The organism is Gramella sp. AN32 (assembly GCF_023718305.1).
GTDB lineage: Bacteria > Bacteroidota > Bacteroidia > Flavobacteriales > Flavobacteriaceae > Christiangramia > Christiangramia antarctica.
The window spans coordinates 308,002-333,519 of the sequence record NZ_QEYO01000003.1; the positions used below are offsets into that span (position 1 = coordinate 308,002).

The window sequence follows — 25,518 nt, forward strand, 5'->3', positions numbered from 1 at the left end:
AACGAATCCCGTTATCCTACATCAATTTTTAAAAGACGTTTATCCGGTATTTTTGTATTCAATTTTTAGAATTAAAACATGAGTACACAAGCACTTTCAAAATCTTATACATTAGGCGATTTAGAATTAAAAAACCGGGTTATTATGGCTCCCATGACGCGTGGTCGTGCCGATAATCCTGAAAAAAAACCTACCCGTGACCTACATGCGGAATATTATAAGCAGCGTGCAAGCGCCGGTCTTATTATTTCAGAAGGTTCTCAAATTTCTGAAGATGCCGTGGGATATATTAATACTCCCGGTATCCATACAAAAGCCCAGGTAGAAGGCTGGAAAGAAGTAACCTCTGCGGTTCACGATGCCGATGGTAAAATCTTTATTCAGTTATGGCATGTGGGTAGAATGTCCCACCCAGATTTTCATGGTGGTGAATTGCCATTGGCACCTTCACCCATAAATCCAAATGCTAAATCTTTTACACCGGAAGGCTTTAAAGATACCGTGGCGCCAAGAGAAATGACTACGGAAGATATTAAGCAGACCATTGCAGATTTTAAACAAGCTGCAAAAAATTCTATGGAAGCGGGGTTTGACGGAGTGGAAATTCATTCATCGAATGGCTATCTTTTTCACCAGTTTTTCAATGCGACCTCAAATCATAGAAACGATGAATATGGCGGTTCTATAGAAAACAGGGCTAAAATTCTATTTGAAGTACTTGATGCGGTGAAAGAAGTAATGCCTGAAAAAAGAATTGGTATTCGTTTAAATCCTTCCATGCACGGACTGTTTGGAATGACCATGGACGAAGAAACGATTCCAACCTTTGATTATATCATTAATAAACTGAATGAGTATGATCTTGCTTATCTTCACCTTTCAGAACCTTTTAATGATGTTTCTGAAATTTCTTTTGCTGAAACAGATATCGCTAAACGTTACCGACCAATCTATAAAGGTACGTTGATGATCAATAGTAATTTTGATCAGGAAAAAGGAAATGAGGTAATTGAAAATGAAGAGGCAGATCTTGTCGCTTTTGGAAAACCATTTATCTCGAATCCCGATCTGGCTGAAAGATTTGCCCAGAATGTAGCACTGGATTCCTGGGACGAGGATACTTTTTATTCAGGTGGAGCAGCAGGTTATATAGATTACGAGGCTAAAACCGACAGGGCAGCTGTGCTTCAATAATTAGGTAATATATTTTACTAAAAAAGTCCTTCAGAAAATTCTGAAGGACTTTTTTATTGACTAATCAAATATCCATAAACCTAAAACTCCTGAACGGTAGGTCTAATTACTATTTCATTTACATCCACATCATTTGGCTGCTCAATTGCGTAAGCGATAGCTCGGGCAATAGCATCCCCAGGAATAGCCTGCTTGTAAAATTCTTTCACATTTTCTGAACTTTCATCATGGCTACTACCAAATTTTAATTCAGAATCTATGGCTCCGGGCTCTATAGTCGTGGTTCTGATATTTCCTCCAACTTCGTGACGTAAACCTTCAGAAATTGCTCTAACGGCATATTTAGTTCCGCTGTAAACCGTACCTCCGGGGCTAAAAACTTTAATTCCGGCAACTGAAGATAGATTGATGAAATGTCCATGTCCCTGTTCCTGGAAAATAGGCAGGGCGGCAGAAATTCCGTATAAAACACCTTTTATATTAATGTCTATCATCTTATCCCATTCTTCCACCTTATCTTCTGCCATTGGCGCAATTGCCATTAAACCTGCATTATTTATAAGAACATCAATTTTTCCGAATTCTTTTTTGGTGGTATCTATAAGATTTTTCACCTCTGCCCTATTGGTCACGTCGGTCTTCACGACTAAAACTTCACCTCCGTTTTTCCTGATATCTTCAGCAATAGATTCCAGCTTTTCCTTACGTCTGGCGGCAATAACCACTTTTGCTCCTTTTGATGCCAGGTGACGGGCGGTATCTTCTCCCAGTCCGCTACTTCCTCCTGTAATAATTACTACCTTACCTTTAATATTATCTTCCATGATTTTGAAATTTTAAATTACTAATTCTTTAGAACACAAAAGTAAGCTTCATTCAGGCCTTTAAACAGGCATTTCGATTGATTATAAATAGTTTAACCTGTTTGATTAACCTAGGTTAAGAAGGTTTCTTAAGGGAATTTAAATAAAGGGATCAAAGCTGTGATATATTTCCGAAGAAACAGGCGAAGGTGTTAAGATGATTCTTTACATCGCCCAACCGAAAACGGACTCGGGTGGTTTAAAGATGCTATTGAAAATGGAGTTAGAGATTTTGACTGGATTGGGAAATGGAAATAATGTAAAAAAAATTAGATTCTGAAATCTCTACCGATCGTTTTCGTTTGATGTGGAAAGATGTAACCTATGAAACAGGAGAGATACAAGCCGTTGCTTATAAAGACGGAAATAAAATTGGTAAAAACATCCTTAAAACAGCAGGAAAAGCTTCAAAAATCAGGCTCACTGCAGATAGAACCTCTATAAAAGCTGATGGAAAAGACCTTTCCTATATCCTTGTGGAAGCCTTCGATAAAGAGGGCAACCCGGCACCCTTGGCCGATGAGGAACTGGAAATTGAAATTTCCGGCGCAGGACATCTGGCAGGTGCTGGAAATGGAAATCCGCAGTCCTTCGAACCATTTCAGGATAACAAGGTGAATTTGTTTTACGGAAAGGCAATGATTATTGTTGGCAGCGACTTCGAAAAAGGGAGAGTAAAAATTTCAGTGAAGCCTGAAAATATTCAAAAGGAATCGATCACTATTAATGTGGAATAATTGAAAAAATAAGCAAGCCAGGAGAAAAGTCGACTTTAACCAGTCGGCTTTTTGTTTAAAGTTTTTACCGCTAGTTAAAATTAATTCAATAGGCAATAAGCATTTGTATTAATCAGAAAATTATAGTAATTTAAGTGGGTATATTTTTTTAGTAAAACTGATTAAAAAATCTGTTTTAATTATGAATTTCAATTATTTATATGTTTTATTAATTGCACTAATATCTTTACCGGCTACTGCTCAAATTAAGGTAACCGGACAGGTTTTGAATTTTAGCAACGAGCCGCAGACCGATGTAATGATATATGCTGATTCCATACTCATTGATTCCAAAACTAATTCCAGAGGTTTTTTCAAGATAAAGGTTCCGGAAACTACGAAACAACTTCATGTATTTTCTCCAAAATACGGCTTGATGAGTACAGATAATTTTGGAGAAGAGTTGGTGAAATTTGTTTTCCTGGACCCGAAAAAAAACAAGGATAACTCCGATTTTAGTAAGGTAGTTAAGGAAGACCTTTTGTCTTCCAATCCGGTTTATGATCATGAAAATATTAATGTGGATCCTAATATTCAGAATTTTAATTCTATTTTCGATTACATTGAAGGTCGCGTAGCGGGTGTAGTCATTACGGCAGATAATCACATTAAAATTCGGGGAACGAATAGTTTTGTAGATCCCGGATATGCACTTTTAGTCGTAAACGGAATGGTAGTGGCAGGAATAGATAACATTAGTGTGAATGAGATAAAAGATGTTAAAATCCTTAAAAATGGAGCTTCCGTATATGGATCCAGAGGAGCTAATGGTGTTGTTCAAATTACTTTAAAAGATTAATTCTTTTCGAAGCCCAAGAAAATTTAAACAAAGAAATATTAATTCTAACATTTCAGCTCCCACCTTCATCATACAAGATTATTTAATCCCCACCGAATCATAAACCTGAACTTTCTCCCAAAGAGCTTCAGATTCCTCGATAAATTTCAAATGTGCCGTTTCTTTTTGATACAAATCCTGAATTTCCTTCGAAGGAAAAGTAAGAATAAGTGAGTAGGTATAAGTATTATCTACCACGCCACGAGGTGTTTCAGCAGGTTCGCCAATAAATTTTGTATTCGCATACTGGCTATTTTCCATAAATGTGCTCAATGATTTTAAAAAGGCAGTCCTATCAGTAGTACTTTCTGGATTCTTTAGCCAGAAATAAACTACATGGGTAAAGTGACTGTCGAATTCCTGGGTTTTTGGAGTGGCACAGGAGGTAAGAAGACTCATCGTGAATATGACAACTATAATTTGAGAAACTCTTTTCATGGGTTGGGTTTTGTTTTAAATATGAAATAAATGGCTTGTAAACTTAAAGTTTCTTATTGACTCTTTTGATCTATCCTTCGACTGCGCTAGGATGACGAAGGTGAGTGTTCAAACTGAACCTATAAATTTACAATTAAATCAAAGCTTTTTTTACTTCAGAAAATACAAATTTCAATTCTGTAGCAATTTGGATGGAGCGTTCCAGGTATTTTTCGGCTTTCTGAGGTTTATTATCAAAAGCTTTGGGATCGTCATAATTTAAAGCAATCCTTATTTCAGCTCCGGAAATATAAGGACAGTTTTCATCTGCCTGGGAACAGGTCATGATGGCTGCAAAACCAGATCTCGGATTAAAAAAGTGATCAAACTCTTTAGAGAAGCCAATAATAGGCCTCTCATTATCGGAATATTTAATCGCATACACCGGATTATGCTCTTCGGAAAGTTTTAAAACTTTAAAACCCTGCTCCTTAAAAGTTTCAATAACCTGAGGAAATACTTCTGTATTTTCCGTACCGCCGGAAAAACAATTTATGTGATCATATTGAAAATAACGGGCTATGGTTTGCGCCCAAATTTGTCCAAAATGGCTTCTTCGGGAATTATGTGTACATATAAAATTGAGGTTTATATTTCCATGGTTAGAAAATTTAGAGATCAGAAATTCAATAAATGGCTGAAGCAGTATTTTTCTTTCTTCCGAAATAGCCCCAGTATCGAGAGAGCTAATGAAATTTTCAAGCTTATGATACATAGTATTCAAAAATTAGCAACAGCCGCTATTGGGGGCACAGGAGTTTAATTCTGAAAGTTTTACACGGGGCTTTTCGAAAGCTTTGTTGGGAATCCCACAGTTTTCCCTGGCAAGACAATCGGTTTGTGTAGTGGTAAGTTGAAAGGTTTTCCCGTCGAAACTTAATCCGAATTTTTGGATAGTTTCACCCTGGAATTCCACCTCGATTTCAGCATCCTCTAAACCTAATTTTTCTTCGGAAAGGTTTACGATATGTACCAATTTCTCCGGATGCAGGCGATGGTCATAATCCTGCTCATTCCATAATTGCAAACTGATTTTCTCTTCATTTCTAAGCTTTCCGCCGCAATCGATAAAGCGTTTGGAGATTTGGCCCACTTCAGTAACATGAAAATGAGAAGGCACCAATTCGCCATTGGGCAATTGAAATTCGATTTGATCTAGATTATTAAGCTTCTCTTTTAATTCTGATAGTTTCATAGCAAATTTTATTTAAGTTTTAACAGCAATTTTTCCCGGAAATAAACTCCAGATCTAAAAATTCATTTAATTGATTTCTCATTTCCAGCCAGCGATCCTTATTGATACAATAACAAACACTGGTACCTTCAATAGTACCCTGGATAAGTCCTACCTGTTTTAATTCCCGCAAATGCTGGGAGATGGTTGGTTGAGCCAAACCAATTTCCTCAACGAGATCGCCACAAATGCAGGAATCAATTTTATAAAGATGCTGCAGAATGGCAATTCTGGCCGGATGCGCCAATACTTTACAAATCGAAGAAAGCTCATTTTGCTCAGCAGAAAATTTTTCAGACTTGGTTAATCCCATTATTTATTGTTTAATTGCAATATTACGATAAATAGATTGAATTTTTAGCATTGCTTATTTTATTTTGACTCCCTGTGTAGTAAATGAAAGCCCCTGTTTTCCAGAGGTTGAGATCATCACCGCTTCAAAATAAGGCGCATGTACATTATCCTTCGCCTGCCAGTCAAAAACAAAGTTGGCTCCTGTCCCGCCAGATTTATCAACTTCTTCAATAACAATTTCCAGTGTTTCCATGGGTTTCAGGAGAATGTTCTCGTTTATAAAAGAGCTGATAAGATTTCCATGGGTATCATAATAATCAGCTTTGCTGATGTAGACGGTATCCTGAAGATTAATATTCCGCATACTGATAGTGGCTGTAAGATCATGCGTTCTATGCTCTGAGAGGCTATAAATTTGGGAATAAACCGAAAGATAGGTGGAACCGCTGTTTAATGAATCCTCGGCATTTAACTTAATTTCCCTGCCCCTCAATTCAAAAGAATGTGGTGGTTCAGGATCTTCTTTTTGTTTTTTCTCGCAGGAAATTAAAAACAATGAGATCAGAAAAAATTTAAAGCAGCATTTCATATAGATCGGCACTTTACCTTACTAAAATATCACATAATTTAATCCTTATGGTGATATTCAGGCGGATTCATAAAATTTTCAATCGTTTCTGAAGATAATTCAGGATTCGCCCCTTCTTTAGAAGCCACCAAAGCGCCCACGGCACAGGCGCAATCCAGTGCCTTTTGAGGCGGTTGCCCCTGCAATAATTTCGCAATCAAAGTTCCTAAAAAGGAATCACCTGCGCCTACGGTATCTTTCACATTAATTTTATAACCACTGTTGTAAAAGAATTTTTTATCACGCATTAAAACCGCTCCGTGCCTGCCTTTGGTCACACAAATCGTATCTGCCTTGCTATTTACTGCCATGAAGAGGAGGTTTTGCTCTAAAGAGTTATATTTTGACCCCATTAAGGCAGCGATCTCAAACAATTCATCATCGTTGAATTTAATAAAATTGGCATGCTTCATCAATTCTATAAGTAATTCTTTATTATAATGCGGTGGTCTTAAGTTATAGTCCAGAATTCTATATTTTGCCTGTGGGAGTAGACTTAAAAGTGTTTTCCGGCTAACCTCATCCCTGCAAACCAAACTCCCGTAAACTAAAGCATCCGCATTTTTTACTGAATTCAGAATATCTTCTGTAAGATCGATTTTATCCCAGGCCGCGGGATATTCTATAGTATATGTAGCCGAGCCCCCTTGTGAAAGTTGTACGTCCACCATCCCGGTTTTATGCTCGGGATCTTCTTCAATATTGTCAATTCTGATACTCTTTCCCTGAAGGTAATTTTTAAGCTGCCCCCCTTTTGCATCGCTACCCACTTTGCTTATCATTTCAACATCAGCTCCCATACTGGCCAGCCTACTCGCGACGTTAAGCGGTGCGCCTCCAATTCTTTCCATATCTGGGAATACGTCTATTAAAATTTCACCAAAACAAACTATATTTAATTTTTTACTCATTTTGTAAATTAAGAAAACTCACTCGTTTTAAATAGTTAATCAAATTTATTTTCTAAAAATTCAGGCCATACTTGAACTCATAGAAGAAAACCTCAGCAAATACACATTAAGCGTATAATGTACAATATTTGGGGCCCAACGATAAGCTACCAGGAGGGTAATTCTTTTACCGGGATAATACTTACATCATTAATTTTCCAATGGTAATTTAAAAGCATTACGTTGACTTTTTCCAGATTTTCTATTATTAATTTCCCTTTAGGAATTATTGCCACTTCACCTACATAAACCTGACCATTCTCTCGGAATCGTATTTTCGCATCTTCTACCCAGTCTAAACCCAGAACTAAATCTTCGATCTCATCTATTAACGGATCTTTTTTCTGTTTTTTCAATGTAACCGGGTATCTATCCATTAAATCTTTAACGGCAGTCGAAATATACTTAAAACCATCTTTTACTACAGATAAAGCAATAAAAAGCGCTGCGGCAGAATCTGCCCACCATAACCCGGCACCAATTCCTATTATACCTGCCATGGCCGCAAAGGCGGTCATATAATCGGCCTTCTGAGCTTCGGCATCTGTATATAAGATCTTGTTATGGAGTTTTTTTGCTTTAGGCAATTTTTTAAAACCCAGGATCATAGCCGGAATAGAGCTATAAACTAAAGCTAAGATCATCACCCAACCCATCCAGACTTGTTTTCCAAAGAAAGTTTTATTGCCTATACTGGGATGTTCTAATTTAATTAAGGACATGGATGAATCATAAATCATAAATAAACCCATTCCCAGCAAAGCTGAAGCCCCAACCAGAAAAGCGATGGAATAAACGCGATGATAACCATACCTAAATTTTTCATCTGGGGGCTTTTTATTAATCCTGGTTGCTATTAAAAAAGAAATAGAAGGGATAAGGGACAACAAATCTTCCAACCAGGCTGTCTTCATAGCTTGTGAAGATCCCATAGTCAGGAACATTACCACTATCACCGATAGAAGATAAAATATAGTGATCCATTCCAGGCGAATGGCTTCTTTCAATACTTTTTTTAATTCTTCCGGAAGTTCAAAAGAGGCAATTCCTTTCATTCTTTTACCTGATTTTTAAGAATATATGTTTCCAGATGTTGCAGTAACCTATTTTTACCTTTGGGCACTAAAAAAACATGGCTGTTATCGTAAGGTGCAGTTGGGGTTGCTTCCTTCTTCCAAATCGTTCCTTTTTCAAAACCTCCCGAGAGGATATGAAGTTTATACTTCTGCAATTCTTCAATTAAACCACTTTCATTCCCTTTTGTAAATGAGATCTTAAGATTGTTTTCCCGGGCAAATCCCTTGATGAGTTCTATTTCCGGACCTTCTGCTTTTCCATTGATAAAAGTGATAAAAGGAGGATTTTCGATAATCCCAATTTTCAATTCATCATTTTTCGCTTTCTCGAAGCTGTTTTCAGGATCCTTTGGAAACGAGCAACCTGCCAACACCAAAATAAACGCTATGACTAAAACGTGTTTCATCCTTTTAAAAATACAACTTCTGAATTTTAAGAATTTCGCTTTATAGTTAATTTTGTTGTAAAATTAGATAAGACATTCACCCCTCTAAGATTTTCCTATTTATCAGTCTGAAGGTGAATGTTTTTCGCTGAAAATGTATTTAATTTCAAACTACCATCTTCAGCTTTTATCGATAATTGGGTATAAGGTTGCTTCGGAAAGAAAATTTCTGTCATCACATTTTTACCATCATCAAAGAAAATTTCCATAGAGGCGGCATCCAGAATCAGTGTGGCATTATGTATAGCGGAAGAATCAATTCTCGGCGCTGTGGAAATCTTATTTGTAAATTTTTCAGAAAAATCTGTACGACCCGAATTTGATCGATCCACATAAAATTCATTATTATCTTTCTCGTAACCAATAACCAGTTCATCACCGGATCCATTTTCTAAAATAATCTGGTAACCGTCATTCAGAGAATCGATTGAGTATCTAACTATCACACTGCTAAGATCTACGGAAGAACTATCTGCGAAAAGTATCTTCCCGCTTACTTCCAGATCACTTTTCGCAATTCCTTTATCTTCATATGTATTGAGTTCCCGTACAGGACTGGAAATTAATCTTAACTCCCCATTATAGTCGATCAGTTTTATTTCCCGGGCAATGGTCATGGCACTTCTCCAAGTTTCCGTTGGCACTTCCTGCCCGTACAGCCAGTTAGACATCCAGCCTAAAAATAACTTTCTGCCATCTTCATCGGGAATGTTAGACCAGGTAACACCGGCGTAATTATCCTTTCCAAAATCTACCCAGTAATCATGTTCTTCTTCAATATTTTGTTTAAAATCATCATCTACTTTAAAGGTTTTCCCGTCAAAATCTCCAATAAAATACTGTGTGGCGCTACCTTCATTAGGTCCGCCGGGATTTATACTTACCAGTAAAACCCATTTTTCTTCACCTGAGCCATCAACCTTCAACGGAAAAAGATCAGGGCATTCCCAAACTCCATTATGATTTCCAATGCCTTCTCCAAATCTTGAGAGTTCTTTCCAGTCTTTAAGGTTTTTAGAACTATAGAAAATGATTTCCTGCCCTGCAGCTAGTGACATAAGCCATTGCTTATGTTCCGCATCCCAGGAAACCTTTGGATCCCGAAAATCTTTTATACCCGTACTTGGAATCACCGGATTCCCTTCATACTTGGTAAAAGTTTTTCCATCATCCAGACTATATGCTATTGCCTGATATTGATAATCTAATCGACCATCTTTTTCCCCATCCATATCGTGATAGGTGTAAATGGCAACCACGGGAACCTTGCCATCTTTCGCGAAACCTGAAGTATTGTTCTTATCTACTACGGCACTTCCGGAAAAAATATATCCCAAAGAATCCGGATAGATGGCAATAGGTTGTTCTTCCCATTTTACCATATCTTTACTCGTCGCATGTCCCCAATGCATTGGCCCCCATACATTGTCATCGGGATAATGCTGAAAATAAAGATGGTAGGTTCCGTCTTTATAAAACATTCCGTTGGGATCGTTCATCCAGTTTTCCTTCGGACTAAAATGAAAATTAGGCCTAAAGTCTTCATCCTCCTGAATCTCAGAAGAAGCTACTTGGTTATTTGATTTTTTCTCATCTCCCTCTTTACAGGATTGAGTAGTTATTAAACTGAAAATTGCAAAAAATGCTACCAGATACTTTTTCATATTATTAGTTTACGGCCGGTTTTTTAATCGATAATTCCTTGCTTAATTCTTCTAAGGTTTTTCCTTTAGTTTCAGGCATCATAAAGAGTACGAATAATAATTGTAATACCATCATAAAGGCGAAAAAAGCAAAAACATAACCTGCGCCTATCAGGCCTGTCACCCATGGAAATATAGAGGGGATGATTGCCGCCAAAATCCAGTGTGTGGACGAACCAAAAGACTGTCCTGATGCCCGTAAATGATTAGGGAATATTTCAGAAATAAACACCCAGATCACTGCTCCCTGACCTATGGCGTGAGAGGCGATAAAAATAAACAGGAAGAATGGAACCCATAAGCCGCCCCAACCAAAGAAAAAGGCACAAGCCACCATGGATAGAGAGAAAATATACCCGATGGAACCCATGAAAAGAAGCTGTTTCCGGCCTAGTTTATCAATGAGGAATACGCCAAATAAAGTGAAAATTAAATTTACCACCCCAATTCCAATGCTGCTTAATAATGCTGTACTTTCTCCCAATCCGGCTGATTCAAATATCCTTGGTGCATAATATAGAAAGGCGTTAATACCGGAAAGCTGATTAAAAAAGGCCACAAGGAATGCCAGAATTAAAGGAAAGCGGTATTTCTTCATAAAAACATTTTCCCCTTTTACCTCGGTTTTAGATTGGGCAATAATATCCGCAACTTCCTGCCGAATATCCAGTTCAGGATCAATTTTCTGCAAGACCTGCGAAGCTTCTTCAATACGCCCTTTGGAGATAAGCCACCTGGGGCTGCGGGGGATTATAAGTACAAATAAAATATAAATAAAAGCCGGGATAGCTTCTACCCCAACCATCCATCGCCATGGTTCAGCACCTGTGTTCCTTAATAAATAATTAGATAAAAAGGCAATCAAAATTCCCAGTACTATATTAAATTGATAGAGGGACACAAGTTTACCTCGTTGATGTGCAGGAGCAATTTCAGAAACATAAGCCGGCGCGGCAATAGTTGAAGCACCTACTCCAAGCCCTCCTATAAATCTAAAAATTGCAAAAGAAACCGGATCATCAACCAATGCGGAACCGAGGGCAGAAATGAAATATAAAACCCCAATGCCTATCAAGGTATTTTTTCGTCCAAACTTATCAGTAGGAAATCCACCAAAAATTGCCCCTATAACGGTGCCCCATAGCGCCATACCCATCACTACTATGCCGTGATAAACATCTGAAGTTTCCCAAAGGGATTGCAATTGCTTATCGGCTCCAGAAATCACTACGGTGTCAAAGCCAAATAGAAAGCCGGCTAAGGCCGCACTTATGGACCAAAGAAAAATTTTATTCATGAACTATTAATTAAGGTGCAATGAGATTTTGCAGGTAAATTAGTAATATTTTTAGGTAAAACCTGTGAAGAGGAGCTAAAAATTAAACTTTACATATTTTTCCATCCAAATTTTATTGTTTTCATATTCCAAAATTGAAAAATCAACAGGAAAACTTAAAGTAGTTTAAGATTAAATCATTTTCACTTACCTTCATAATACCAACAAAATCAAAATCTTATGTATTGCTTAAGCTGAAATTTAATTTCAGTGCCCCATAGATTTACTAAATTGATACGATATTTTTATTTGCTCCTTGGTTTGTTATTTTGCACAAACCTTTATTCTCAATCATGGCTCACCCGGGAAACTGAATATTTGTTTCTGGGTACAGGCGTGGATTTGAGAAATGCGACTTTTGGAGGCACTGTGAATCCGCAGGCTTATGATGGTACTTTTAGTTTTGGTTATCGCAGGGAAGCTTTCAGTGTCATCGCATATTACGAAACCTTTCCGGCAATTCGATATGAATCATTCGGACTAAATCCCGGTTATATTTTCAGAAAAGGTAAAAAACTGGTGCCTGTAGCAGATATCTCACTTTCTTTTATCCGGCGACCCTGGAAAACCTATCCTTCCTTAGCCCTCAATACAAGAATTGAATATCACTTTCCCAGGTTTTTTGTATACCTGAGAGGCGAGAATCGCTACAGGACCGATTATGATTTTTTTCAGTTTTCGGTGTATGGCGGTATCAATTATAAAATTTTTCTTGATCAATATTAACCTGAAAATTTTCCAATCCCTAAAATTGCTTAATTTTGGATCGCAAAATTAAGATTGAATGGAAATTTTTCTTCAGGCCGATGCATGGATAGCTTTAATTACCCTAACTTTTATGGAAATTGTCCTGGGGATCGATAATATCATTTTTATCTCCCTTGTCGCAGGTAAATTACCTGAAAATCAGCAGAAAAAAGCACGAATTGGCGGACTTTCTGCCGCACTCATCATGCGGGTTTTGTTACTTCTAAGCATTACCTGGATCATTGGATTAACCACCCCGGTGCTTACGGTTCAAGGTTTTGAATTGAGTTGGCGTGATATTATTCTAATTTCCGGAGGTCTGTTTTTACTGGTCAAAAGTACCCTGGAAATCCATCATAAAGTAGAAGGGCAGGCAGAAGAAGAACAAAAAGTGTTTAAAAAATCTTCTTTTGGGTATGCGATCGTACAAATCGTTCTGCTGGACATTATATTTTCGTTTGATAGTATCCTTACCGCCATTGGACTTACTGAAGAATTATTGCTCATGATCATCGCGGTGATGATCTCCATTATCATCATGATGGTTTTCGCAAAAGCGGTGGGAGATTTTGTGAACAGGCATCCAACCATCCAAATCCTTGCGCTTTCTTTTTTAATTTTAATTGGGGTGATGTTGATCGTTGAAGGAGCCCATTTTCACGTTCCAAAAGGATATATCTATTTTGCCGTTTTCTTCTCGCTGGCTATAGAAATGTTGAATATGAGGTTCAGAAAGAAGAATTAGGAAAGGATCTCATATTGAATAGGCTTAAAACTCCCGCCATTGCTATCTTCAGCAGAGCAGGCTGTAAGACCTACGATCAAATCCATTTTAGCCTCAAATATCACATGGTCTCCCGCTTTGCTTAACGGCGGATCCACGCTTAATTTGCCATTTGAGTCGAACTGTACATTCATGAAAATATTGAAAGCCGTAGGGATATCATCTGGCTCAATTTCAAATTTTGCCAGGTTGGTATAAAGGTTTTCAAAACAACTGGGATGATATTGATCGTTTTTATACATGATCTTAAATGTTTCCGGACTGCAGGGTGCGAGCAGGAAATCATTTCTGCCATTGGTATCTTCTAATATCTCCATCATTTTCCGGCTGCGATTACTCCAAAGAAAATTGCCTTTGGTAATCAGAATATTTTCTTCAAAATCCAACGTTTTACCACTGCTTATCTTTTCCCTTTTATCTTCAGAATTGAATAACACCATATCGCTCACCTGCATTCCCTTGGGATCAATAACCTTTAATTTTTCACCTTTTTTTATTTCAAAAGCGGCTCCGGTTTGTTTCTCTATGGTTACAATCATTCTTTTAATTTTTCGCTATTTTCATTTTCCATTTCTTCAGCAAGTTTCTGTGCGATCTGATCGTCAGATTTTTTTAATTCCTTTACTACCCGGTTGATATCTTCAGTTTTATATTTCTGATGGAGCTTGGCAATTCCCTGAATTTTAAAAGGCTCAATCCAAAAGCCGGTAATCAAGGGAAGGTGATCTTCCAGCATTTTCTGCGGAATTTCTGAATAATAAAGGGGTTCTTCCTGGTCCTTTTCAAAATATTTAACCAGGCTTTCCAGGCTTTTTTCCAATTCCTGCTTCGTTTGAAGTTTGATCCTTCCATTAATATGAACTGCCTGATAATCCCAGGTACTTATATCTTTATTTTCATACCAGGAAGAGGAAATATAGGAATTAGGGCCATGAAAAATGACCAACACTTCAGTCCCGTCTTTTAAAGACTGAAGCTGCTCATTATGATTTGCGATATGAGCATACAACTGAAAGGATACTGCGTCGCCCTGGAGTAAAACCGGGATATGGGTGGCCACCAAATTCTCAGATCGGGAGATTAGCGTGGCGAAGGGATGTTTTTTGATAAATTGAAAAATAAATTCCTCATTATCCTTTTTATATTTTTCCGGTCGGTACAAATTATATGTATTTATTTATGCTGAAAAGGGCATTTCCAATCTTCACCCACTTTTCGGCCACTGTATTGTATGGCCTCGCTATGGTTTCCAAAATCTGCAAGCATAGGATTAATGTGACCCTGAAGTTTTTCATCCCTTTCCCGAATGCGATCCCGAACCGTCTGGTAACTTCCCATTTCCCGCAATTTTTCGAACTGCCAGTGTAAATTAAAAGCAATGGCTGTAAACGGACTCTGCCTTGCTATTCTTGATGCTCCCGGATGCATTCCTACGATATAAAAAGCTTTTCCCTTCAGGCTGAAACTAAACTCACTGTCTTTTACATCGCTGGAAACCTCTCTATCCCAGGAGGTATCATCAAATTTATGTAAAAATTGCAATTGTTGCCAAAGCAAAGCTTCAAACTCTTTTTCCGAATATTTAACTGACTTTGGAAAAACTGCGAGAAATGTTTGAAATTCATTAGACTCAAAATCGTAATTATTGACGTATTTCTCTAAATCCTTTAAAATTTTTACAGCAGCTGCTTCGCTTCCAAAATCATGGTATTCATGTAACTCTACTTTATCCATGGTGAAAACCGTTTGAGCCATGATACAGGGATGGTCTTCATTCAATACAAAATTTTCGAATTCTGCTTTTACATCAATTTTTCGAATGTTCATGTCCGAATAATTCCTTTTTGTTTTAGTTTCACTCATTTTACAATTCCATGCGCCCTTGGGGCAATTAATCCTTTTTATACTTCATCATCAAATAAAACATAACCGAATTTAAAGCGAGGCTTACTCCGTTTGTCGCGATGATAGGAATATCGTTTTTCACAACACCATAAACCACCCACAGGGCAACGCCAATCATTAGAATGATAAACATACCTGGAGAAACGTCTTTAACTTTTTTGGATTTCCACGCTTTGATGATTTGTGGAATTACGGCAACGGTAGTACAAATACCGGCTACTATACCTAATACAACTTCCCAGTTCATCTGCTCCTATCTTTCAACATCGTTTAGAAGCCAGTCCTCGAGTTCTTTAGAAGCATCTTCGGTATGTAAAACTGAAATATCTCCTGTACATTCAAAAACAACAGCCCTAACCTGCTCGAGTTTGATCACATTTGCTTCCCTAAGTTTCGATCGAAGATCAGATTCTGCCACCCGGGCCTTTCTTAAATTTTCATGAAGGATGTTTTTTCCATCCATCAGCAGTAAGGGGGAATTATCCACAGCATCCTGTATAAATTGAAACCTTCGTAACATTGCAACTGTAAGTTGTAGGATATAAACACTTAACAAGCCAATAATTCCTTCCCAGAGACTCACACTTTTTGTAAGGATAGTTGTTGCAATGATAGAACCAATAGCTACGGTCATGGCAAAATCAAAACTGGACATTTTGGAAAAGCTCCGCTTTCCCGCAATTCTTGTGAATAAAATAACAGCCAGGTAAATTCCAATAGTAGAAAGAAAAATGGCTAAAAAGGAAGAGAAATCGATCTTAAACCATTTGTCCATAAAAAATTGTTTTTTGAGTTAAAAAAAGAAACTGTCACATTTAAAAAAGGGGGGTGATAAATTTTGACGGGTTCAACTTAATCTGAAATAAAATTAGGACATAGCTTTCCAAATTAAATGTTAATCAATCATAAGCATTTATTAAGACGCCCGTACTATGTTATATATGGCAAAATTTCTGTGAATATTTTTTTGAATCCTTATCCGCCAACAATTTCTCCACCATTTATATGAAGTACCTGGCCGGTCATATAACTACTATCTTTACAAGCCAGATATACATAGGCGGGACCTACTTCACTGGGCTGCCCGGGCCTGCCCATAGGTACTTTTTTGCCGAAATCCGCTATGTCATCGAAAGTTGATGGAATAAGCGGTGTCCAGATGGGCCCCGGCGCAACGGCATTCACCCTAATATCCTTTTCCACTAGCATTTTGGAAAGGGATCTGGTAAAACTTGTAATCGCACCTTTGGTACTTGAGTAATCCAGTAAATGCTCGCTACCTCGATAGCCCGTAACAGATGTCGTGTTAATGATCACACTGCCTTTCTGCATTTGTTCCAGTGCTTTTTTCACCACATAGAAATAAGGGAAAATATTGGTTTCAAAAGTTTCCCTGAATTGTGCTTCGGAAATATCTTTTACTTCTCCCTGGGGAAATTGCATTGCAGCATTATTCACCAGGATATCGATTTTACCAAATTTTTTAACCGTGTCTGTAACTATCTTTTTACAAAAAACATCGCTTTTAAGATCGCCGCGCATAAGGTGGCAGGACTGGCCTTCTTTTTCCACCAGTTTCTGGGTTTCCAAAGCATCCTCATCTTCATTCAAATAGGCGATCGCAACATCTGCCCCTTCCCGGGCAAAATGAACCGCAACGCTCCTGCCAATACCGCTATCGCCTCCGGTTATCAGCGCGATTTTGCCTTTTAGTTTTTCACTTCCTTTATAATCCTTTCTTATAATTTCAGGTTCCGGATCCATCTTATACTCATCACCGGGCTGTTCCTCCTGCTGCTGATTCTTGATTTTCTCATTTTTATCCATAGTTCCTGTTTTCAGGCAAAATTAAGGGCATTATTTTTTAAATAAATGTTAAGCGGTGCTAAGCATTTCATAATCCTTACAATCTGCGTATTTTCGTATTCGATAAAATCCTATGCATAATTTTCTTAAAATCGGTCATCGGGGAGCGAAAGCTTATGTTCCGGAAAACACTCTGGAGAGTTTTGAAAAAGCTATTCTTTTAGGGGCTGATATGATTGAACTCGACGTGCATTTGGACAGAGAGGGTAAAATTTGGGTTTTACACGATAAAACCCTGGAAAGAACAACAAATCTTACGGGAGAAATTTCCCAAAAATCTTCGGAAGAATTGGGAAAGGCTTTAATTGAAAAAAAATATAAAATTCCATTGCTGACTGAAGTGTTCAAATTTGCCCGAAATAAATGCGCATTGAACATTGAATTAAAAGGTGTTGGAACAGGCGTAGCGGTTGCGAAATTACTTTCAAAAGCAATAAGAAATGATCATTTCAAAAATCAGGATTTTCTTGTTTCAAGTTTCGATTGGGCAGAATTAGAACTTTTTCATTCTAAAAATGATCAGATCCCTCTAGCCGTTTTGACGGAAGAAAAGGTGCAAACAGCCATAGCTTTCGCCAAAGAAATCAAAGCAGTTGCGGTTCATCCTTCGAAAGACTTACTAGATAATGAAAATTTCAATTTGATCAAAAAAAATAATTTTCTGGTAAATGTCTGGACGGTGAATGCTCCACAGGAAATTTTAAAATTCGTGCAGATGGGCGTCAATGGAATTATTTCCGATTATCCGGATAGGCTTCAGCCGGAATTTCTCAAAACTATAATAGATTGAAAATTTACGATATCATTATTGTGGGGGGTGGTGCGGCAGGATTTTTTACGGCGATCAATGCTGCGGAAAACAATCCTGCCCTAAAAATTTTAATTCTGGAACGTGGCAAGGATGTACTCTCTAAAGTTAGGATTTCCGGTGGCGGGCGTTGTAATGTTACCCATGCAGAATTTATTCCGAAGGAACTTACAAAAAAATATCCCCGTGGTGAAAAGGAACTTTTAGGTCCCTTTCACACATTTATGACCGGCGATACCATTTCCTGGTTTGAAGAAAGGGGTATTAGACTAAAAACGGAAGAAGACGGTCGCATGTTTCCGGTTACAGATTCATCAGCAACTATCATCAATTGCTTTTTATCCCAATGCCGAAAGTTACATATTGAAATTCAGAAGGGACATTCACTCAGAAAGCTTAAAAAACAGGACGATACCTGGTTTCTGGAAACCAGTGCAGGAGAATTCACCACTCAAAAAGTGATGCTGGCCACGGGTAGCAATCCAAAAATCTGGCAAATGCTGCAAAATTTCGGACATAGCATTATTGATGCCGTGCCTTCACTTTTTACCTTTAATATTAAAGACAAACGCATTGAAGGTTTAGCGGGAATTGCTTCAGAAGCTGAAGTAAAGGTTTTTGGTACCGGCCTGGAAAGTTCCGACCCCCTACTTATAACACACTGGGGGATGAGTGGCCCGGCCATTCTTAAATTATCTGCCTGGGGCGCCAGGGAATTGCACGATTTTAATTACAATTTCGAAATTACAGTGAACTGGATTCCCGGGGAATCTTTTCAATCTATTATTGAAATCCTCAAAAAAATAAAGGTTGATTCTGCCAAGCAGCAGGTAAATACCAGGCCACAATTTGACCTTCCCAGACGTTTATGGCAAAATATTGTGGAAGCTTCTACTATAAATGCTTCAGGAAAATGGGCCGATTTACATAAACTTCAGCTTCAGGCTTTGGCAAAACAACTCTGCGAAGCAAAATTTCAGGTAAAGGGGAAAAGCACTTTTAAAGAAGAATTTGTTACCGCGGGCGGGATTGATCTTAAAGAAGTTGATTTTAAAACCTTTGAAAGCAAATTGCATAAAAATCTATTTTTCGCCGGGGAAATCCTGAATATCGATGCAATAACCGGAGGATTTAATTTTCAGAATGCCTGGACCGGGGGATATTTAGCGGCAAAAGCTATGAGTTAAGCCTCCAGATTTCAAAATTCAGGGCAATAGCAAACAATACCCAAAGCGCATAAGGCGCCAAGAGATAAGCTGCAGTTTTATTGACGATTCTGAACCATTTTATGGTGATTAAAATTAAAATAAATAAAGCAATTAAGTCCAAAAGCGCTAAAAATGGTTTTTGCAACGCGAAGAAAAGCAAAAACCAGAATCCATTAAGAAAAAGCTGAAATCCAAAATGGTAGAGGGCTGTTTTTACCCATTTATGATAAAACCCTTTGTTCCAAACGATTCCCGCGGCAATGCCCATAAAAATATACATGATAATCCACACCGGGCTAAAAATATTCTGCGGAATATCGAACCAGGGTTTTTCCAGGGATGGATACCATTCTTCCGTACCGGTTTGAGTGGCAATAATGCCCATAAACCCGAATATCAGGCAGATACCAATGGCAAAAGAACTGCGTATAAGGAGCTTCTTAGTCATTTATGGGTTGGTTTAATATACTAAAATACAATTTATTTGATTTCTTTCTGAACCTTGAAAAACATAAAAGCTTAGCTTTGCGAAAATTTTTCGCATGAGGGAAAAAGATTTTATTCCATCTACAAAACCAGAAGATTTTAAATCGGGTAAATCTACCTGGCGGGCTCCAAGTAATATTGCGCTTGTAAAATACTGGGGTAAAAAAGAAAATCAAATTCCGGCAAATCCTTCCATCAGTTTTACTTTAAATAATTGCCACACCTTAACTTCGGTAACTTTCAGTAAAAAAGACGCTAAAACTGAGAATTTTTCTTTTGAATTTTATTTTGAAGGCAAAAAAAAGGAAAGTTTCAAACCTAAAATTATTCAGTTTTTTAGAAGGATCGAGCAATATTGCCCTTATTTAAAATATTTTTCGTTAAAGATCGAAAGTGAAAATTCATTCCCTCACAGTAGCGGGATAGCCTCTTCAGCAAGCGGAATGAGTGCTTTGTCCCTATGTATCATGGATCTGGAAAAAAATATATACCCGGGAATTTCCGAAGATTATTTTCTCAAAAAAGCATCCTTCCTGGCGCGTTTAGGTTCCGGAAGTGCCTGTAGAAGTATTGAAGGAAATTTGGTTGTTTGGGGGAATCATCAGGAAATTGAGGGATCTTCAGATCTTTTTGGGATTAACTTTCCTTATAAAACCCATGAAGTTTTTAAATCTTACCGTGATATTATTTTACTCGTAGATAAAGGAGCAAAACAAGTTAGCAGTACCGTGGGCCATGACTTAATGCATGGAAATCCTTACGCTGAAGCAAGATTTGAGCAGGCCAATAAAAATCTTTCCAAACTGATCCCAATTTTAAAAAGCGGCGATCTTTCCGCCTTTATAGAATTGGTGGAAAGTGAAGCCTTAAGCCTACACGCGGTGATGCTGAGTAGTTTGCCCTATTTTATACTAATGAAACCCAATACCCTTGAAATAATCAACAGGATCTGGGCATTTAGAAAATTAACTGGCATACCCGTTTGTTTTACTTTAGATGCCGGTGCCAACGTGCACATGCTCTACCCTGAAGAAAACGAAATCAAAATTTTAGACTTCATTAAAGATCAGTTAGTTGCGTATTGTGAAAAGGGGCAGTATATTTGCGACAAAATTGGTGGTGGAGCGAAAAGAATTGATCATTGATAATGGACAATTAATAATGATGAAAGAAATGATATTAAGGAAATTTTGAAATTACCGACCAAAATCATAAAAACCTCAAAATCAAAATAGTTAATATCACATAATACAATTTTTTAAAAAGGATTTTGTAATTTCAGGAATGAGCTTTTGAAGGAAACTTCTTATATTAGCAACCTGAAATTGAAAGAATTAAAGAATGATATTGAGGAAATTTTTAAAGTCACTAACTAAAATCATGAAGACCTTAAAATAATTTTCCATTTTTAATTCTCCATTTTCAATTTGTATACAACATGAAAGGACCTCTATTTTATTCGAAAATACTTCTATTTGGAGAGTATGGAATTATAAAAGATTCCAAAGGATTGTCTATTCCGTATAACTTTTATAATGGCGCCCTGAAGATTGAAAAAGATCTTTCTGATGTCGCCCAGAAATCAAATGACAATTTAAAGCGTTTTGCAGAATATCTTGAAAAACTTCAGGAAAACAATCCTGATCTTGTTCAGTTCGATTTTAACGCGCTGAAAAAAGATATTTCAAAAGGCATGTATTTCGATTCCAGTATCCCTCAGGGATATGGTGTGGGAAGTAGTGGTGCTTTAGTGGCGGCGATCTATGATAAATATGCCGATAATAAGATCACAGTCCTTGAAAATCTAACCAGGGATAAACTTTTAAAGTTAAAAATGATCTTTGGGGAAATGGAATCTTTTTTCCATGGAAAATCTTCAGGTCTTGATCCTTTAAATTCTTATTTAAGCATTCCTATTCTTATAAATTCAAAAGAAAATATTGAACCCGCCGGCATTCCTTCTCAAACGGAAAATGGCACCGGGGCTGTATTTTTGCTGGATAGTGGCACTACCGGGGAAACCGCCCCCATGGTAAATATCTTTATGGAAAACATGAAACAGGAACCTTTCCGAAAAATGCTGAAAGACCAGTTTGTGCGCCATACCGATGCCTGTGTGGATGACTTTTTGAAAGGTGATGTGAAATCATTGTTTAAAAATGTAAAAAAACTTTCCCATACTGTTCTGGATAACTTTAAACCAATGATCCCCATCCAATTTCATAAACTTTGGAAAAAAGGAATTGAAACCAACGATTATTATCTGAAATTATGTGGTTCTGGTGGTGGCGGATATATTCTTGGCTTTACGGAAGATATTGGCAAAGCTCGTAAAGCATTAAAAGATTATAACTTAGAAGTGGTTTATAACTTCTAAAATCCATTCATGGCTTCTATTTTGAATAAACGCCTACTACTGAAGATTTTTAGTCTTTTCTCCGTAGTTCGCGGTTATAATATTCTGGTCATAGTATTTGCCCAATATTTAACTTCTGCCTTTATCCTGGCCCATGACCTCCCACTTCGAGAGGTTATTTTTGATCCTAATCTTTTCTTCCTAATTCTCGCTTCTTCCAGCGCCATCGCTTCAGGATATATTATCAATAATTTTTACGATAGTGAAAAAGATCTGATTAACAGGCCCAAGAAAACGATGCTGGATCGTGTGGTTAGCCAGCGAACTAAACTTTCCGTATATTTCATTCTTAATTTTGCTTCGATATTTTTTGCAAGTTATGTTTCTTTCAGGGCGGTGGTTTTTTTCTCAATTTATATATTTATCATCTGGTTCTACTCGCACAGGCTTAAAAAAATCCTGTTTTTAGGCAATCTAATTGCGTCCATTCTAACCATCTCTCCCTTTTTCGTGATTTTCGTGTATTACAAAAATTTTGAAACGGTAATTTTCATCCACGCAACATTTCTTTATCTCATGATTGTAATGCGTGAACTGGTTAAGGATTTGGAGAATATGCAGGGCGATTTAGCGCAAAATTATAATACCATCCCACTTGTATATGGCGAAAAATGGAGTAAGTTTTGCCTTGCCATGTGCAGTGTTCTCGCTCTTTTGCCATTATATCTTTTGATTACCAGGTTTGAAATTGGATATATGAATTATTATTTTTTTGGATCTTTCTTTCTACTGGTAATTTTCATGCTCCTATTATATTTCAGCCAGGCTAAATGGCAATATCTTATCCTACACAACATTTTGAAACTGATAATTGTAGCCGGAGTTTTCAGTATTTTATTAATCGATTTTGATGAAGTTTTAAACCGGGTTTTTTGATAATCGGCTCATTATAAAACTTTTCGAAATAATCTGGTGCGATACACGGGCATCATGTATCTTTGCAAAAAATTTAGGAATGAGCAGAAACGAACGATCTTCAGGTAAAAAATTTAGCGGGAGACAGGATGGCGAAAGAAAGAAATCTACATCCAGAGGAAATGCCCCTATCCAAAAGAAAATAGAAAAGAGCTCGCCTTCTACTCAGGATGGTATTAGATTGAACAAATATATCGCTAATTCCGGAGTATGTTCAAGAAGAGAAGCGGATACTTATATCGCTGCCGGAAATGTAACGGTAAATGGAAAAGTTATTACCGAAATGGGTTACCGGGTAAAACTCGAGGATGATGTTCGTTTTGACGGGCGTCGTTTAAATCCGGAAAAACCTGAATATATTCTGCTAAATAAACCAGCTGGATTTTTTGTCACCGGTAATCCTGAAAAAGGGGGGCGTACCGTAATGGAATTGGTTTCTAAGGTTACCAGCGCCAAAGTAAGCCCCATAGGAAAACTGGATAACCAGGCAAAAGGTCTTATTCTCTTTACCAATGACGGGACCCTGGCTAAAAACCTTGCCAAACCAAAGAACGGAATTCGTCAAATCTACCAGGTTACCTTAAATAAAAATTTGAGCCAGGATGATCTCGATGGAATTAAAAAAGGGGTTTATCTTGAAGGTTCAAAAGTAACCATTACCGATGCCAGTTTTATTGATGATCGCCCGCATACCGAAGTTGGAATCGAGCTAAACAGCATCAAGGAGCATGTTATAACTCGAATTTTTAAAAGTTTAAACTACGAAGTTGAAAGTGTGGATCGTGTAGTCTTTGGCGGTTTAACTAAAAAAGATCTGGCTCGTGGCCGTACCAGAAGCCTTACTAAACAAGAAATCATCAATCTGGGAATGCTTTAAAATTTTTTTGATTTCAGGTTTTAAAATTTAATACCTTTACAACTTCAATGAGGCACAACAGCTTCCATAAGTATGTAAATCGATTGATAGACGATTTAATTTTCCCGACTATAATGATAATGAACTTCAACTTGTTAGCTCAGTTGGGATCATGACCATTTCCATATACCCAATTTTTATTCTTAACATTAATTTACCAGTCGATTTTTTTGACCCTCTCATTTATTATCTAATTTTTCGCCTTTAAATATTATAAGAAATTGAATACCAAGTATAGCGACCTTATAGATCAAACTTATTATTTCCCCCAGGAAGAATTCAAACTTCAGGATACACACCTAAAATTTCACGGCATCGATCTCATGGGACTCGTAGAAGAATATGGTGTGCCCCTAAAGTTCACCTATTTACCCAAAATTTCAGATAATATTGGCAGGGCGAAAGACTGGTTTAGAAAAGCCATTGAAAAGCTTGATTACAAAGGTTCGTACAATTATTGTTATTGTACTAAAAGCTCCCATTTTGAACATGTTTTGAATGAGGCATTGAAAAATGATATCCATATAGAAACATCATCTGCATTCGATATCAATATTGTTGAAAAACTGAAAGAATCGGGCAAGATCACAGAGGATAACTGGATAATTTGCAATGGTTTTAAAAGGGATCAATACATCTCGAATATCAGTAAACTGATTAATACCGGCCATAAAAAGTGTATCCCCATAATTGACAATTATGAAGAACTGGATCTACTTTCAGAAAAGATTGAGGGCAAATTTGAGGTAGGAATACGAATTGCTTCGGAAGAAGAACCGAAATTTGAATTTTATACTTCCCGTCTTGGCATAGGTTATAAGAATATTGTCCCGTTTTACAAGCAACAAATTCAGGAGAATGAACAGGTAAGCTTAAGAATGTTGCATTTTTTCATCAATACCGGGATCCGTGATACAGCCTATTATTGGAACGAGCTGAACAAATGTCTAAAGGTATATATCAACCTGAAAAGAATTTGTCCCAACCTGGACAGTCTTAATATTGGCGGCGGTTTTCCCATCAAAAATTCTCTCGCATTCGATTATGATTATGCCTATATGGTCGAAGAAATTGTAAATCAAATCCAGTTAGCCTGTGAAGAGGCAGAGGTGGACGTTCCCCATATTTTTACTGAATTCGGAAGTTTTACCGTGGGGGAAAGTGGTGGCGCCATCTACGAAGTTTTATACCAGAAACAGCAGAACGACCGGGAAAAATGGAATATGATCAACTCCTCCTTTATCACCACATTACCAGATACCTGGGCGATCAGCAAGAAATTTGTGATGCTGGCGATCAATCGCTGGAATGACGAATATGAACGGGTGCTGTTGGGCGGATTAACTTGTGATTCCGATGATTATTACAATTCAGAACAGAATACGAATGCGATCTATCTTCCGAAGTTTAAAAAAGAAAAGCCCCTGTATATAGGATTTTTTAATACCGGCGCCTATCAGGAAACCATTGGAGGTTTTGGCGGATTGCAGCATTGTTTGATTCCGCAGCCCAAACATATTTTGATCGATAGAAATACTGAAGGAGAAATAACCACCAAACTATTTAGCACGCAACAAGATGCCGGTGAAATGCTAAATATTTTGGGATACAACTAAATAAATTAAATTTTAATAACTTTAAATCACTAACAA

Annotated in this window: 30 protein-coding genes; 12 read left to right on the top strand and 18 right to left on the bottom strand. The window is 37.4% G+C overall.

The window, feature by feature from the left end; translation table 11 throughout:
• The first annotated feature begins 78 nt into the window (after positions 1-78).
• A complete protein-coding gene (locus DHD80_RS05750) occupies positions 79-1,194 on the top strand; it encodes an alkene reductase (protein ID WP_251740191.1) in 1,116 nt (371 codons plus the stop codon).
• An 80-nt stretch (positions 1,195-1,274) separates the two neighbouring features.
• Here DHD80_RS05750 and DHD80_RS05755 read toward each other — a convergent pair whose 3' ends face one another.
• A complete protein-coding gene (locus DHD80_RS05755; RefSeq protein ID WP_251740192.1) occupies positions 1,275-2,018 on the bottom strand; it encodes an SDR family oxidoreductase in 744 nt (247 codons plus the stop codon).
• Positions 2,019-2,338: 320 nt separating this feature from the next.
• Between DHD80_RS05755 and DHD80_RS05760 the strand changes: the two genes are divergently transcribed.
• Positions 2,339-2,794, top strand: a complete 456-nt coding sequence (locus DHD80_RS05760; protein WP_347709958.1) for a DUF4982 domain-containing protein — start codon at positions 2,339-2,341, stop codon at positions 2,792-2,794.
• Positions 2,795-2,975: 181 nt separating this feature from the next.
• Positions 2,976-3,632, top strand: coding sequence for a TonB-dependent receptor plug domain-containing protein (locus DHD80_RS05765; RefSeq protein WP_251740194.1), 657 nt, complete (start codon positions 2,976-2,978; stop codon positions 3,630-3,632).
• 78 nt (positions 3,633-3,710) lie between these two features.
• Here the strand turns inward: DHD80_RS05765 and DHD80_RS05770 are convergent, their stop codons facing one another.
• From DHD80_RS05770 to DHD80_RS05815, 10 genes are all read right to left on the bottom strand, one after another.
• Positions 3,711-4,109, bottom strand: coding sequence for a Dabb family protein (locus DHD80_RS05770; RefSeq protein ID WP_251740195.1), 399 nt, complete (start codon positions 4,107-4,109; stop codon positions 3,711-3,713).
• 133 nt (positions 4,110-4,242) lie between these two features.
• Entirely contained in the window at positions 4,243-4,863 is a 621-nt protein-coding gene (locus tag DHD80_RS05775) for a protein-tyrosine-phosphatase (RefSeq protein WP_251740196.1), read from the bottom strand.
• Positions 4,864-4,875: 12 nt separating this feature from the next.
• On the bottom strand, positions 4,876-5,343 hold the full coding sequence (locus DHD80_RS05780) for a DUF6428 family protein (protein WP_251740197.1): 468 nt from the start codon (positions 5,341-5,343) through the stop codon (positions 4,876-4,878).
• A gap of 19 nt (positions 5,344-5,362) precedes the next feature.
• Positions 5,363-5,695 carry a metalloregulator ArsR/SmtB family transcription factor gene (locus tag DHD80_RS05785; protein WP_251740198.1) on the bottom strand — a complete coding sequence of 111 codons (333 nt, stop codon included), beginning with the start codon at positions 5,693-5,695 and terminating at the stop codon, positions 5,363-5,365.
• A 54-nt stretch (positions 5,696-5,749) separates the two neighbouring features.
• Positions 5,750-6,232 (bottom strand): DUF3124 domain-containing protein, encoded by a 483-nt coding sequence (locus DHD80_RS05790; RefSeq protein ID WP_251740199.1) that lies wholly within the window; start codon positions 6,230-6,232, stop codon positions 5,750-5,752.
• Between the two features lie 71 nt (positions 6,233-6,303).
• Entirely contained in the window at positions 6,304-7,215 is a 912-nt protein-coding gene (locus DHD80_RS05795) for a carbohydrate kinase (protein WP_251740200.1), read from the bottom strand.
• A gap of 146 nt (positions 7,216-7,361) precedes the next feature.
• Positions 7,362-8,309: a cation diffusion facilitator family transporter gene (locus DHD80_RS05800; protein ID WP_251740201.1), complete on the bottom strand. Its 948-nt coding sequence runs from the start codon at positions 8,307-8,309 to the stop codon at positions 7,362-7,364.
• A complete protein-coding gene (locus DHD80_RS05805; RefSeq protein WP_251740202.1) occupies positions 8,306-8,737 on the bottom strand; it encodes a transporter substrate-binding domain-containing protein in 432 nt (143 codons plus the stop codon). The genes DHD80_RS05800 and DHD80_RS05805 overlap by 4 nt, the downstream gene beginning before the upstream one ends.
• 95 nt (positions 8,738-8,832) lie before the next feature.
• Positions 8,833-10,440 (bottom strand): glycoside hydrolase family 32 protein, encoded by a 1,608-nt coding sequence (locus DHD80_RS05810; protein ID WP_251740203.1) that lies wholly within the window; start codon positions 10,438-10,440, stop codon positions 8,833-8,835.
• 4 nt (positions 10,441-10,444) lie between these two features.
• Complete coding sequence (locus tag DHD80_RS05815; RefSeq protein ID WP_251740204.1) at positions 10,445-11,776, bottom strand: sugar porter family MFS transporter; 1,332 nt, start codon at positions 11,774-11,776, stop codon at positions 10,445-10,447.
• 270 nt (positions 11,777-12,046) lie between these two features.
• Between DHD80_RS05815 and DHD80_RS05820 the strand changes: the two genes are divergently transcribed.
• Positions 12,047-12,541, top strand: coding sequence for a hypothetical protein (locus DHD80_RS05820; RefSeq protein ID WP_251740205.1), 495 nt, complete (start codon positions 12,047-12,049; stop codon positions 12,539-12,541).
• Between the two features lie 58 nt (positions 12,542-12,599).
• Positions 12,600-13,307: a TerC family protein gene (locus tag DHD80_RS05825; protein ID WP_251740206.1), complete on the top strand. Its 708-nt coding sequence runs from the start codon at positions 12,600-12,602 to the stop codon at positions 13,305-13,307.
• Here the strand turns inward: DHD80_RS05825 and DHD80_RS05830 are convergent.
• The 6 genes from DHD80_RS05830 to DHD80_RS05855 form a co-directional block, all read right to left on the bottom strand.
• A complete protein-coding gene (locus tag DHD80_RS05830) occupies positions 13,304-13,885 on the bottom strand; it encodes an urea carboxylase-associated family protein (protein WP_251740207.1) in 582 nt (193 codons plus the stop codon). The two genes, DHD80_RS05825 and DHD80_RS05830, sit on opposite strands and share 4 nt — an antisense overlap.
• On the bottom strand, positions 13,882-14,508 hold the full coding sequence (locus DHD80_RS05835) for an FMN-binding negative transcriptional regulator (protein WP_251740208.1): 627 nt from the start codon (positions 14,506-14,508) through the stop codon (positions 13,882-13,884). The genes DHD80_RS05830 and DHD80_RS05835 overlap by 4 nt, the downstream gene beginning before the upstream one ends.
• Before the next feature lie 11 nt (positions 14,509-14,519).
• Entirely contained in the window at positions 14,520-15,209 is a 690-nt protein-coding gene (gene gntA, locus DHD80_RS05840) for a guanitoxin biosynthesis heme-dependent pre-guanitoxin N-hydroxylase GntA (protein ID WP_251740209.1), read from the bottom strand.
• A gap of 28 nt (positions 15,210-15,237) precedes the next feature.
• Positions 15,238-15,498, bottom strand: a complete 261-nt coding sequence (locus DHD80_RS05845; protein ID WP_251740210.1) for a SemiSWEET transporter — start codon at positions 15,496-15,498, stop codon at positions 15,238-15,240.
• A 6-nt stretch (positions 15,499-15,504) separates the two neighbouring features.
• Positions 15,505-16,026: a YetF domain-containing protein gene (locus DHD80_RS05850; RefSeq protein ID WP_251740211.1), complete on the bottom strand. Its 522-nt coding sequence runs from the start codon at positions 16,024-16,026 to the stop codon at positions 15,505-15,507.
• A 200-nt stretch (positions 16,027-16,226) separates the two neighbouring features.
• Positions 16,227-17,078, bottom strand: coding sequence for an SDR family oxidoreductase (locus DHD80_RS05855; protein ID WP_251740212.1), 852 nt, complete (start codon positions 17,076-17,078; stop codon positions 16,227-16,229).
• A gap of 112 nt (positions 17,079-17,190) precedes the next feature.
• On the opposite strand from DHD80_RS05855, the gene DHD80_RS05860 reads away from it, so the two are divergent.
• On the top strand, positions 17,191-17,907 hold the full coding sequence (locus DHD80_RS05860) for a glycerophosphodiester phosphodiesterase family protein (protein WP_251740213.1): 717 nt from the start codon (positions 17,191-17,193) through the stop codon (positions 17,905-17,907).
• Positions 17,904-19,112 carry an NAD(P)/FAD-dependent oxidoreductase gene (locus DHD80_RS05865; protein WP_251740214.1) on the top strand — a complete coding sequence of 403 codons (1,209 nt, stop codon included), beginning with the start codon at positions 17,904-17,906 and terminating at the stop codon, positions 19,110-19,112. Before DHD80_RS05860 ends, DHD80_RS05865 begins: the two co-directional genes overlap by 4 nt.
• Here DHD80_RS05865 and DHD80_RS05870 read toward each other — a convergent pair.
• On the bottom strand, positions 19,102-19,581 hold the full coding sequence (locus DHD80_RS05870; RefSeq protein WP_251740215.1) for a TspO/MBR family protein: 480 nt from the start codon (positions 19,579-19,581) through the stop codon (positions 19,102-19,104). The two genes, DHD80_RS05865 and DHD80_RS05870, sit on opposite strands and share 11 nt — an antisense overlap.
• A gap of 94 nt (positions 19,582-19,675) precedes the next feature.
• Between DHD80_RS05870 and mvaD the strand changes: the two genes are divergently transcribed.
• From mvaD to DHD80_RS05895, 5 genes are all read left to right on the top strand, one after another.
• On the top strand, positions 19,676-20,764 hold the full coding sequence (gene mvaD, locus DHD80_RS05875) for a diphosphomevalonate decarboxylase (protein WP_251740216.1): 1,089 nt from the start codon (positions 19,676-19,678) through the stop codon (positions 20,762-20,764).
• 293 nt (positions 20,765-21,057) lie between these two features.
• The gene (locus DHD80_RS05880) at positions 21,058-21,996 is read left to right on the top strand and encodes a mevalonate kinase (protein WP_251740217.1); all 939 of its coding nucleotides are present in this window, start codon (positions 21,058-21,060) and stop codon (positions 21,994-21,996) included.
• Positions 21,997-22,005: 9 nt separating this feature from the next.
• Positions 22,006-22,911, top strand: a complete 906-nt coding sequence (locus tag DHD80_RS05885) for a geranylgeranylglycerol-phosphate geranylgeranyltransferase (protein WP_251740218.1) — start codon at positions 22,006-22,008, stop codon at positions 22,909-22,911.
• Positions 22,912-22,990: 79 nt separating this feature from the next.
• Complete coding sequence (locus DHD80_RS05890; RefSeq protein ID WP_251740219.1) at positions 22,991-23,827, top strand: pseudouridine synthase; 837 nt, start codon at positions 22,991-22,993, stop codon at positions 23,825-23,827.
• A 260-nt stretch (positions 23,828-24,087) separates the two neighbouring features.
• A complete protein-coding gene (locus tag DHD80_RS05895; protein ID WP_251740220.1) occupies positions 24,088-25,482 on the top strand; it encodes an arginine decarboxylase in 1,395 nt (464 codons plus the stop codon).
• The last annotated feature ends 36 nt before the right edge of the window (positions 25,483-25,518 follow it).